Here is a 12,191-nt window from a genome sequence, read left to right as displayed (position 1 = left end):
CAAAAATAGGCAGACTAGGAAAAAATCATGTCACGATATTTTATTAACCGCCCTATTTTTGCATGGGTAATTGCCATTTTAATTATGTTGGTAGGTATCATATCTGTTATTAATCTACCAATTGAACAGTATCCCCGCATTGCACCGCCTACTATTAACGTCAGCGCCAACTATCCAGGCGCAAATGCACAAACGGTTGAGGACTCAGTTGTTCAGGTCATTGAGCAACGTATGAAAGGACTTGACGGCTTGATGTATATGTCATCGTCAAGTTCATCAAATGGAGGAGGCACAGTCACTCTAACATTTGAAAATGGCACAGACCCTGACACAGCACAAGTCCAAGTCCAAAATAAACTGCAAGCAGCAATGAGCTCTCTTCCTGAATCCGTTCAGCGTCAGGGGGTCAATGTAAACAAATCTTCTAGTAGCTTTTTGATGGTACAAGCCTTTGTGTCCGAAGACGGCAATATGGATCGCGCGGATATTGCTGACTATGTGGCGTCAAATGTAGTTGATCAAATCAGTCGCGTTGAAGGGGTTGGCGACGTTCGTCTTTTTGGCTCTTCATATGCCATGCGAGTTTGGTTAGACCCCACACGTCTACGTAGCTTTAACCTGATGCCTAGTGATGTGGTAAACGCCATTCGAGCACAAAATGCCCAAGTGTCTGCTGGTCAGCTAGGACAAGCGCCTGCTAATATTGAAAAACAAGTTATTAGCGCCACTGTCACTGTACAAAGTCTTTTACAAACACCAGAAGATTTTAGGAATATTTTATTAAAAACTGACAACACAGGTGCACAAGTTCACTTAGGGGATGTCGCTGAAGTTGAAATTGGCAGTGAGAACTATAGTGTCAATGCTCTATTTAACGGTAAAGAATCCGCCGGTATGGGTATCTCTTTAGCACCAGGTTCTAATGCTCTCGAAACGAGGGCATTAGTTGGCGAGCGAATGGCACAGTTAGAACAAAACTTTCCGCCTGGTCTTACCGCTGTGGTTCCATACGACACCACACCATTCGTTGTTCTGTCCATTGAACAGGTAGTTAAAACACTTATAGAAGCTATCGTACTTGTATTTATAGTCATGTTTCTATTTTTACAAAACTGGCGCGCCACTATTATTCCAACATTAGCAGTGCCAGTTGTTTTATTAGGTACTTTTGCCATCCTGTATATCGCAGGCTTTAGTATTAACGTACTGACCATGTTTGCTATGGTGTTGTCCATTGGTCTGCTGGTAGACGACGCCATTGTTGTTGTCGAAAATGTTGAACGTATTATGGAAGAAAATCCTGATATTTCGGTTAAAGAGGCAACCTTGCAATCTATGGGCGAGATTAGTAAAGTCGTGATTGGTATTGCCTTGATTCTTTCCGCTGTATTCGTCCCTATGGCATTCTTTGGTGGCTCAACGGGTGTTATCTACCGTCAGTTTTCAATTACCTTAATTACTAGCATGGTTCTATCAGCAGTAATAGCGCTTATTTTTACACCTGCTTTATGTGTCACTTTATTAAAAAGAGGTAAATCTCATGATAAAGATAAGGAGCAGAAAGGTTTCTTCGGCTGGTTTAACCGTAGCTTTGATAAGTTAAGTCGTTCTTATGAAGGTTTTATTGGCAGAAGTATTGACTTTAAATGGTTATACTTAGTGGGATATGCCGCCATTATAGGTATCATGGCTGCTATATTCTTGCGCATACCAAGCTCATTTTTGCCTGAAGAAGATCAGGGTATCATGATGGCTTTGGTCCAGCTACCGACAGGATCTACTTTAGACGAAACCCAAGATGTTCTTGATAAGGTTCGCGGTTATTACGAAACTGAAGAAGAAAATAATATTGCGGCTGTATTTACCATTGCCGGATTTAGCTTTGCCGGACAAGGACAAAATATGGGGTTAGCATTTATTCGTCTTTCAGACTGGGAAACCAGAACCGGTCTACAGAACACGGTTCAAGCGGTTCAAGAAAGGTCTAATAAATATTTTGCTGGTATTAATGAAGCTTCACTGGTAAGAGCTATTGTGCCGCCAGCCATTACAGAACTTGGCAACGCTAGTGGTTTTGACTTAATGTTGCAGGATGTCGGTAATATAGGCCACGAAGGATTGCTTGCTGCCCGTAATCAGCTACTTGGTATGGCTGCACAAAATGATCAGGTTGTAGGTGTACGCCCCAATGGTCAAGAAGATGCCCCTCAATTCAAAGTGGATATTGACCATGAACAAGCTGCCGCTTATGGCATAGCCATGACAGATATTAATAGCTTGTTGTCTACCGCCTGGGGTTCAGCCTATGTGAATGACTTTATTGATAGAGGGCGTATCAAACGGGTTTTCGTACAAGGCGAAGCAGATAGCCGAACCAACCCAGAAGACATAAATAAATGGTATGTACGTAATAACTCAGGTGATATGATTTCACTAGGAGGTATTTCAAGTAGCGAATGGCAGACAGGCTCGCCCAGTTTGAATCGTTATAACAGTTTTCCCACTATGAATATTCAGGGTAGTGCAGCGCCAGGCGTTAGTACTGGTGAGGCTATGGATGCTATGGAAAAAATGGTTGAACAGCTTCCTGAAGGTATTGGCTTTGAGTGGACAGGTTTGTCACTTGAAGAACAAAAATCTGGGGCACAAGCACCTATGCTTTATGCGCTCTCAATTTTGGTTGTCTTTTTATGTCTAGCAGCACTTTATGAAAGCTGGTCTATCCCCTTCTCTGTTATTTTAGTGGTACCATTAGGGGTATTAGGTGCTGTACTATTCACATGGTTTAGAGATTTTGCCAATGATATATATTTACAGGTAGGTCTATTAACAGTGGTTGGATTGTCCGCTAAAAATGCTATCTTAATCATTGAGTTTGCCAAAGAGCACCAAGAAGAAGGCTATTCATTACGAGAGGCTGTAATGACAGCAGCGAGACAACGGTTGCGTCCTATTATTATGACATCGCTTGCCTTTGGTTTTGGTGTGGTGCCTTTATACCTTGCGAGTGGCCCTGGTGCGGGTAGTCAAAATGCCATTGGTACCAGCGTCGTAGGCGGCGTTGTTACCGCTACTTTGTTAGGAGTATTCTTTATTCCTATGTTTTACGTATGGGTACGCTCTATTTTTAAACATAAAAATAGCAGCAACGGTGGTAATTCCAATTCATCTTCAAATGACACCCATTCTAGTCAAAAACCTAACGTATATTCTCATAATGGTGTTGCAGATGGTACTGCCCCTGCTAATTTTGGAGACAACACATAATGATGGCATCTTCAAACTTATTTAATAAATCACAAGGTAAAACCGTGGAAGATATGAATAGCATAGGATACAAGAGTAGATGGATGCGTGTATGTGGGGTCTCTGCTTTGACATTGGCAATCACTGCTTGTCACACCATACCTCCTTTACAAACAGACCCTGTAGTAGCCCGACCCAATATCCCACTAAATGAAAACGGTGGCTATGAAGTATATGGCGATAATAAAGTACCTTCTAGTTTAGCAGCGGTTCGCTGGCAAAGCTTCTACACTGACCCTAAACTAAAGTCCTTAATCCAACTTGGTCTGGAAAACAACAAAGATGTGAGACAAGCTGTTTTGGCGATTCAAAAAGCCAAAGCCCAATATCGCATTACAGATAATAAAGATTTGCCTTCATTAAGTGGTAACGGCGAATACTCACGCAGCTCAAACTATAGTCCTCAAGCAAATAAACGCATGACCAGTGATAATTACAGTGTTGGTCTGGGTATGGCAGGTTATGAGCTTGATTTTTGGGGTAAAATCTCTAGCTTAAAAGATCAAGCGCTACAAAATTATCTGGCTACCGCCGCTGCACGGGACACCGCTCAAGTCAGTTTAATTGCTAATATCGCAAAAAGTTATGTCAATTTAAGCTATCAGTTGAAGCAACTTGAGCTGGCCAGTAAAACATTAGCCAGCCGTGAAGAGTCACTACGTATTACAACAGCACGCTTAAATGCTGGTATTGATTCAAAAGCCCCTTCTCTACAAGCTGAGGCCTCTGTGGAAACTGCAAGAATAGCCGTATTAAATGCACAAAGTGGTGTCTTGAAAGCTAAAAACGCACTCAAATACCTTGTCGGTGCACCTATAACAGACAATATGCTACCTGACCCAGCTGTCTCTTCGATTGCTACCACGCAAGTTCTAAGTGCTGGCTTACCTAGTGAATTACTATTGTATCGTCCAGATGTCCTCCAAGCTGAATATCAACTTAAAGCTGCTGGAGCAAATATTGATGTTGCTCGGGCTTCTTACTACCCTAGTATCAGTCTCACTGGGCGATTTGGGTATTCAAGCAGTGATTTGTCTGATTTATTTAAAAGCAGTGCTGCTGGCTGGTCGTTTGGCCCCTCAGTTAGTGTACCGATTTTTGATGCAGGTCAATTAGATGCCAACTACGAGGTTGCAGAAATTGAACGAGAACAAGCCTTAGCCAATTATGAAAATACAATCGAATCAGCATTTCGTGAGGTTAGCGATGTATTAGCGGAGCGGGCTACTTTGGATGCAAGGACTGAGTCACAATATCGCTTACAGAAAAGCTATGATGAGATATTTAATATTTCAGAAGCCCGCTATATTGCTCAAATTGACGATTATCTAAGTGTGCTTGACGCTCAGCGTTCATTATTCTCTACTCAGCAAACCATCTTAAACCTTGAACAAGAAAGGCTGAACAATCAAATTGACTTGTACCAAGCATTAGGTGGTGGTGCCAATTTAATTGATAATAACGCCATTCCAACGCCACGACATCGCAATCTGACTAATATTGCCAGTATTAAAAGTAATGAGCAAAAAGCAGTAGAAGCTATTCAAGCTGCTAGTGCGCCTGTATTGGTATCTGAAGCGGAGGCAAACGCTCTGCAAAATGGCAGAACCAAAACAGTCATCAAGCGCAGAGTGGTCGATTCGGTGGATCTCGATAACGATAAAAAGCCTGATGCTCTTATAACAGAAACTGAAACCACTACACAACAAGATGACTCATCACCAGCTTCCGGTAACACAGCTAACTCTATAGATGGCTCTACTAATGATAATAGTACCTCATTAATAACCCCTTAAAACCTGTGACTTAAAAAAAAGTGAAGCCATCTTACTGGCTTCACTTTTTTATATTTGATTTATGCAAGACTTGCTTAGCGACTAACAATTGGGTTAGACAATATATTGCTTATCAGCTATGTGACTATAACATAAATAGCTAACGATATGATTGGCGTCGCAAAATCTAAATGAACAACTAAAGAATAATTGCACCATTAACATTATTCATCTTTGGGATATCATAAATAAGTTGATTGCGATTGTTCTATTTTAACGATTAATCAGGTAAATCGTGCTGCACATGATCTGGACTAAGCCCAAATGAAAACACAAAAGTAGACACGATACTGTTGACAACAATAAAAGGAATATCAATTTCATTATGACCGATAACAAAGCGACCCAATAACGCTGAAACCACTAACATAAACAAAAAAAATAAAGCCAAATATCTTATTACAATAGGATGCTTCATACTATATGGCTCTTTTGGCATTACCCCGTTTTCAAGGACATATATCCGCACTGCCCATCCCAAGCCATAAGCAATAGCACCTAATAGTAGATAATTCAAAAACCCCATCTAATCTTAATCCTAGTCCTACAGTGAATTAGTATTTGGCAATGTTTTGATGGTAATGTTACTCATTTTACCTTCTACAACCTCATCACTATGTATGTCGTCACATTCAACTTTAAAGATCGTATTTGCGCCTTGAAGTATATACCCTAAATAATCACTATCCAATAGAGGATCCATATTTGCAAAGGCACTGTCAACATGAGCGATAACCAAGAGCTTGTCTGGTCTTGCAATCAGGTGAGTCACTTCTTTTGACTCGATAGAAAAGTAATTTGAAGACTGGTTAACGTCTAAAATCTCAAGGGGCTCTGGGCTATCCCACACCCGCTTTGCCGATAAAGGCTCTTTCATTTGCATGACTAACCCATTATCTTGCTGACTAACCTTGATTTGAGCGGGTTCTGATTTATCAACGGTATAGCAGCCAGAAAAAATACGGCTATTTGCTTTTAATGACTGCTTATCTTTATCGTCATCTTTAACTTCATCATACGCGTGATTAGACTCACTATGATCTGATTTTCCTAAATTATCACATGCTGGTAAACATAACCCCATGAACAGCATAAAAGCTCCCATAAGTGTCTGATATCTCCTACAAATTATGGGATCATGTTTTTTTTGCCTTTTTGTAAATGGATTCAAAATAAATTCCTGAGCAACTTTAATATACAGCAACTTTAATATACAACATCTTAAATAAAGAGAAGTACCTTAAACTAAAAAGGCAATATATTCAAAAAAATGTAATTTTAGTATGACATCTCTTTGTCATATCCACCCAAATTATCTAATAATTTCAACGTTCATTCTAGCAAACTTCTGTCAATCGATGTTATCAATGTGCATTAAATAATTCAGCTAAACAGATTGAGTTGACAAATTTTGCTATACTATTCACACTAATCTATAGTCTCCTACCTCGTCATTTATAATCTAGCTATGTGAGCCCTTATGTCAGTTCTAAACCCGAAACCCAACACTACTATTGCCTTTACTGACGGTGCCTGCAAAGGCAACCCAGGGCCTGGCGGATGGGGCGCTCTATTAATATTAAGTGATGGCACTCACATTGAATATTTTGGCGGTGAATCGCACACCACTAACAATCAAATGGAGCTGATGGGTGCCATCATTGCACTTGAAAAAAGCCCTAGTCAAGATATGCTTGAGATATGGACAGACTCTAGTTATGTGAAAAATGGTATAACATCGTGGATACATGGTTGGAAGAAAAAAGGTTGGAAGACCTCCGCCAATAAGCCAGTTAAGAATCAAGCACTTTGGCAACGCCTTGATGCCTTACAAAGTGCCAGGGATGTCAATTGGCATTGGGTCAAAGGTCATGCGGGGCATGCCGGTAATGAAAAGGCTGATGAACTGGCTAATAAAGGCATATTAGCGTCTTCTGATAATACTGTAGGTTCAGATACAGTATCCGATACTTTAAAAAAAAACTAAATAACTGTTCAACAAATGACTCTGTAAAAGAACATCATCAGCAATCTAAGACTTTTCAAATTGATAGGCAGCCCATGTCCCAACATCATTCAAACTCATCTTCTGGCACTAACCTCTCTAATCAAGATGCCAAGTCTAATATAGAAGATGACTGGCTTTTTACTGATCCCTTAGGGTTTGAAAATGATTTAGATGTTGATTTAGAGAGTAATCTGGATAGCGATTTGGAGAGTGAGGCTGAACACGCTATGGCTACTGATTATGAAGAACACTCTACAAATGATATGCTTAATGGTGACACCAGAGTCAATCATCTTGACTCAAATTTTAATGATAGAAAAATGAACTCAGATTCCGCTTTAGCAATCAACCAAACCCATTCAACTGAGCAACCTGCAAAGGTATCGCAGCTCGATAATGAGGATACTATTGCCGAATTTGATGGTGATACAAGCCGTGCAAACCCTAACTTCAAGCCCCTACTACCAGATCCAACTCATAAAGGAGAGCTGGGTCGCCAGTTGATTATGGATACGGAAACTACTGGTCTTGATGCGCTTAAGGGCGACAGAGTGATTGAGGTAGGTATTGTAGAACTTGTTGATCGCAAATTTACTGGCGAAAAACTACACGTTTATATTAACCCCAAACGTGGTATGGATGATGAAGTAATACGTATTCATGGTATTACAGAAGCATTCTTAGCAGATAAACCTACATTTGATGAGGTAGCGCAGAAACTATACGATTTCATGAGTGGTGCAGAAATTATTGCTCATAACGCCCCTTTTGATATGACATTTTTATCAATGGAGTTTGATAAAGTTGGGCTTACAGACTTTGCTGATAAAGTTACGGTAACTGACTCGTTGGTAATGGCTAAGCAGCAATATCCTGGTCAAAAAAACACACTTGATGCGCTTGTGCGTCGTTTAAATGTCGGTAAAATGGACCGTACTTTTCATGGGGCATTATTGGATGCTGAGATTTTAGCTGAAGTATATCTTGCTATGACAGGTGGGCAAGTCTCACTTGCTATTGATGAGGATGCACAAAGTGAAGGCGGCGGCTCACATACTGATTTTAGCCATCTTGCTGATAAACTCATTGTCGCCAAAACCAACTTTATTCAACATTTTAATTGGGTAGCTAGTCTAATCGCTAATAATCCCAATTTATCTATCTTACAAGAGGTTCATTGCTTGTCGCAAATTACTGACGAAGCAGATCTCCATCACTGTTTGCAACCAAACAACTATGACGTTAGTGGAGCTGTTAAACTAGCTGAAAGATTAAAAACCAGTCTTTTCATAAAGACCTAATATTATAAACATGATACTTATTCGGTAATATAGATTACCTAGCACTGGAAGCGATTTTATGCCATTTAGCCAAAAAAATATATCATTTAAACCGCTAAGCGCTACAAATTTTAATTTACCACTACTCTATCTATTAATACCAGAAATTAAAGTTACGTTAAAAAATGCAGAAACCCACCTCAGTGAGTTTTATGACGATCAAGAGCAAGCCCCTTTATTGATCGATTCAATTGATATGTTTAAACAACTATCTTCGGTATTAAAACTAATTGCATTATACGGCGTTAGCGAACTAGCGAATGTTTTAGCTATCAGTATTCGCAAACTTTATGATGAGGGTGATAATTCCAATGAAGAATTAATACTTAACATTTCTGAAGGGGTAATGACATTAGGGCGGTACATAGAATTTGTACTTTTAAAGGAAACCATAGAACCTACTTTATTAGTTCCAGTGATAAACAAATTGAATGCCAATATTGGTCGTAATTTAATCGACGAACAAACGTTTATCACTTCTGACTACTCAAACATATCAATTGTAGATCCAGAAGCTCATTATGAGGCTATTCAAAGTTTGCCTATAAATTCACAGCCATTAATTATGGGCTATAGAGCCGGATTAGAGGTTGCTTTAGCGAATAAGAACGGTAAATTAGCGGATAAAGACGCTCAAAAACTTGAAACTATGAGTAATGTTTGTCGTTTAATTGCCAAGCATTCTGATAAGCTATTTTGGCAAGCTGCCCAAGCCGTAACATATAATATTAGCTCTATTTTACCTTTAAATGACTCACAAAAGAGAACTCTCATATTTTTAGAACAACAGTTTAATGGCTACCTATCGGCTAATAATAGTGAATTTGCAAACTTAATTAGCTTTGCCTGCTCTCGTGAAAATGAATTGGCTCAAGGTATTAAGCGGAGAATTGATTCAACTCGTTTAAATGATGAACAGCTTACCCAAATGAAGTACTACCTATATGGTCCAGATGGCGAAGTTGCAAATACAATAAATAAACTGATCCAAAATAGTATTGATATCATTAAAGAGCGTGTTGACGCATTTGTACGAGGGGAAAGTGAAAACCCTACAAAACAGGATGCCAAAGAAATTTCAGTCAAGCTAAACACCTTGGCTTCAACTTTACATCTCATCAATCTGAATGAAGCCGCGGCCGCATTGAAAGCATCAGCGCAAGAAGTTAGTCAATGGGATACACCAAGCTCTGAAGACTTCGATAAGCTACTGGGATCATTGATGATCAGTGAGAATGCTGCCGTATATTTGGCTAAGTCTCATACTCCTGGCGCTATTATGCAGCCCCTTCATAATTCAAAGATTTCAGCATATCAACTCAACACGGCTTACGAGACGTTAGTCAAAGAAAGCCGAATTATTATTACTACCATTGAACATATTATTAACGATTATATTGAAAGTGATTATAGTGATATATCAATACTTTCTGAGATACCCACCTTGATTAAGCAAGTTTCTGGTGCGCTCTACTTTCTGGATTTATCGGATGGGTATACCATACTAAACCGCTTGGCCAAGTTTATGGAAACTAAAGTTATAGATTCTAAAACGCCCATCGGCGATATTATTTTAGCGCAAATCGCAGATATCATACTCAGCATTGATTACTATTTAAATGGATATGAAAAATCTCAACCTGTAGGCTACCGTGCCCTACGGGTCAGTGTTGACAGCCTGAATAAATTATTGGCTGTATAGAGACCTCTGTTAATAAGCCTAAATATTTCAATAGCTATTAAACGCACACAATTGTAAAAACTTTCAAGCTAAAGAATAGTCAATAACGATAACTTGGCGTTGTCGTTATTTTGATATAGATACCCACAGTAAACGGTTATGATAGACTATCTTACTTATTCAATAACAATCAACTGTTGATGATAATACAAGCGATGAGCACACAAAGATTAGACAACCTTCCTATCTTATTTAAGCGTTTAAACCTTAGTTCTATGGATAAGCAAGACCGTGAAAAAATTGCGGCAGTTGATGCTCTATTACCTCAAACTCAGTGTGGATTATGCGACCATGCAGATGGCTGTTTGCCCTATGCTGTTGCGATAGTAAAGAATAATGAGCCTCATAATAAGTGTGTACCTGGTGGTCAGCCTGTAACGGATGCTATTGCTCATCTTTTAGATCGCAACGCCTTAATAGCGCGTCCTTCTCAGTGGCCTATTAATCCGAACACCCAGCGCCCGAATGAAGTGCGTGCTATTATTCGGGAAGACGACTGTATTGGCTGTACAAAATGTATTCCTGCTTGCCCTGTTGATGCGATAGTAGGCACTGGCAAACATATGCACACCATTTTTACAGATTTATGCACGGGTTGTGAATTATGCCTACCACCCTGCCCTGTCGACTGTATTGATTTAGTTGAAATCAAAAGAGGGGCCGAATTTGACACTATCGAATATAGAAATCAAGAACAGGCACACTTGCGCACTCGCTACCACACACATTTGAATCGTGTAGCTGAGCACATGTCAGATAGTGCGCATGCGAAACCTGTTACCAGTATGGTTGAAACTAAGCTGGGTAATGCGGCACATAAAAGCTTAGATATTAATGAGGCCGAAGCTAAGGCAACTATCGCTACGGCCAAGATTCGGACCAAAATTAAAAAATTAGAAAAACAATTGAGTGTTCGTTATAACCAGAAAAAACAAGCAGAGCTAGATTCTTTAAAAGATCAACTCAACAGCTTTATCAACTAGAATTTTATTTATAATCTACAATAGTGCTACCTCTTACCCGTATTGATTGGCCGCCAGTAGCTTGGCTATTCAATAGTTACTAGTTAAAACTTACTATGAAGCGTCAATATTTAGATTTTCTATTTGACCTTACTATTTGACCTTACTATTTGGCCTTACTATTTAGAGTTACTATGAGTAAAACCATTAAGCATAAAACAGCAAATACCCCAGCCTCACGGCGGCTACCCAATCGTGATGTACGTGCTTTTTTTGAAAAGCTTGCTGCTACAATTGATGAACCCGTAACCGAACTTGAATACAGCAGTATTTTTGAGTTATTGATTGCGGTTATGTTATCAGCTCAAGCCACTGATGTTAGTGTTAATATCGCAACTAGACGATTATTCCCTATCGCTAATACCCCAGAAGCTATCTTATCGCTCGGCGAAGACCGCCTAAAAGAATACATAAAATCAATTGGACTTTTTAATTCTAAAGCTAAAAACATCATTAAAACTTGTCACGATTTAATTGAAAAACATAATGGTCAAGTACCAGATACTCGTAAAGACTTAGAAGCACTTGCTGGAGTCGGTCGCAAAACAGCCAATGTGGTTTTAAATACTGCTTTTGGACAACCTACTATGGCGGTGGATACCCATATATTTAGGGTTAGTAATCGTACAGGGCTGGCTACTGGAAAAACGGTACTGGCGGTTGAGAAAAAGCTACTAGAACGTGTTCCTGAAGATTTTTTAGTGGATGCTCATCATTATTTAATTTTGCATGGTCGATATACCTGCCAAGCTAGGACTCCAAAGTGCGGCAAATGCCCTGTTTATGAAGAATGCATGTTTAAAGACAAGTCTAAGTTTATAGAGCTTTGATGAATCTACTCTTTGTTTATTCGAAAAGTAAATGGCGTAGCCCAATGGCTGAAATGTTTTATAGAGAACACCCTGATTACTACGTACGTTAAGCGCAAATATATAGGTC

7 protein-coding genes and 1 pseudogene are annotated in these 12,191 nt (G+C 39.4%); 6 read left to right on the top strand and 2 right to left on the bottom strand.

Annotation, left to right across the window (positions count from 1 at the left end; genetic code table 11):
- The first annotated feature begins 27 nt into the window (after window positions 1-27).
- Complete coding sequence (locus tag AC2SLL_RS01330; protein ID WP_486529863.1) at window positions 28-3,267, top strand: efflux RND transporter permease subunit; 3,240 nt, start codon at window positions 28-30, stop codon at window positions 3,265-3,267.
- Complete coding sequence (locus AC2SLL_RS01325) at window positions 3,267-5,102, top strand: efflux transporter outer membrane subunit (RefSeq protein WP_486529862.1); 1,836 nt, start codon at window positions 3,267-3,269, stop codon at window positions 5,100-5,102. The genes AC2SLL_RS01330 and AC2SLL_RS01325 overlap by 1 nt, the downstream gene beginning before the upstream one ends.
- Before the next feature lie 259 nt (window positions 5,103-5,361).
- Here the strand turns inward: AC2SLL_RS01325 and AC2SLL_RS01320 are convergent, their stop codons facing one another.
- Together AC2SLL_RS01320 and AC2SLL_RS01315 are read right to left on the bottom strand one after the other, a co-directional pair.
- The gene (locus AC2SLL_RS01320; RefSeq protein ID WP_486529861.1) at window positions 5,362-5,667 is read right to left on the bottom strand and encodes a hypothetical protein; all 306 of its coding nucleotides are present in this window, start codon (window positions 5,665-5,667) and stop codon (window positions 5,362-5,364) included.
- A gap of 18 nt (window positions 5,668-5,685) precedes the next feature.
- Window positions 5,686-6,246, bottom strand: a complete 561-nt coding sequence (locus AC2SLL_RS01315) for a hypothetical protein (protein ID WP_486529860.1) — start codon at window positions 6,244-6,246, stop codon at window positions 5,686-5,688.
- A gap of 375 nt (window positions 6,247-6,621) precedes the next feature.
- On the opposite strand from AC2SLL_RS01315, the pseudogene dnaQ reads away from it, so the two are divergent.
- From dnaQ to nth, 4 genes and pseudogenes are all read left to right on the top strand, one after another.
- A pseudogene (gene dnaQ / locus AC2SLL_RS01310) lies at window positions 6,622-8,306 on the top strand (DNA polymerase III subunit epsilon); the annotation flags it as partial.
- A gap of 202 nt (window positions 8,307-8,508) precedes the next feature.
- Window positions 8,509-10,191: a hypothetical protein gene (locus tag AC2SLL_RS01305; protein WP_486529859.1), complete on the top strand. Its 1,683-nt coding sequence runs from the start codon at window positions 8,509-8,511 to the stop codon at window positions 10,189-10,191.
- A gap of 194 nt (window positions 10,192-10,385) precedes the next feature.
- Entirely contained in the window at window positions 10,386-11,213 is an 828-nt protein-coding gene (locus tag AC2SLL_RS01300; RefSeq protein WP_486529858.1) for an RnfABCDGE type electron transport complex subunit B, read from the top strand.
- A gap of 173 nt (window positions 11,214-11,386) precedes the next feature.
- Window positions 11,387-12,082, top strand: a complete 696-nt coding sequence (gene nth / locus AC2SLL_RS01295; RefSeq protein WP_486529857.1) for an endonuclease III — start codon at window positions 11,387-11,389, stop codon at window positions 12,080-12,082.
- Window positions 12,083-12,191 lie beyond the last annotated feature (109 nt).

This window comes from Psychrobacter sp. CX97 (assembly GCF_057396285.1).
Note: the sequence above shows the minus strand (reverse complement) of the source record. Positions and strands in the feature narration are given on the sequence as shown.

Coding starts and splice junctions, on each gene's coding strand:
- AC2SLL_RS01330 (WP_486529863.1), top strand. CDS start 28: ATGTCACGATATTTTATTAACCGCCCTATTTTTGCATGGGTAATTGCC.
- AC2SLL_RS01325 (WP_486529862.1), top strand. CDS start 3,267: ATGATGGCATCTTCAAACTTATTTAATAAATCACAAGGTAAAACCGTG.
- AC2SLL_RS01320 (WP_486529861.1), bottom strand. CDS start 5,667: ATGGGGTTTTTGAATTATCTACTATTAGGTGCTATTGCTTATGGCTTG.
- AC2SLL_RS01315 (WP_486529860.1), bottom strand. CDS start 6,246: ATGGGAGCTTTTATGCTGTTCATGGGGTTATGTTTACCAGCATGTGAT.
- AC2SLL_RS01305 (WP_486529859.1), top strand. CDS start 8,509: ATGCCATTTAGCCAAAAAAATATATCATTTAAACCGCTAAGCGCTACA.
- AC2SLL_RS01300 (WP_486529858.1), top strand. CDS start 10,386: ATGAGCACACAAAGATTAGACAACCTTCCTATCTTATTTAAGCGTTTA.
- nth (WP_486529857.1), top strand. CDS start 11,387: ATGAGTAAAACCATTAAGCATAAAACAGCAAATACCCCAGCCTCACGG.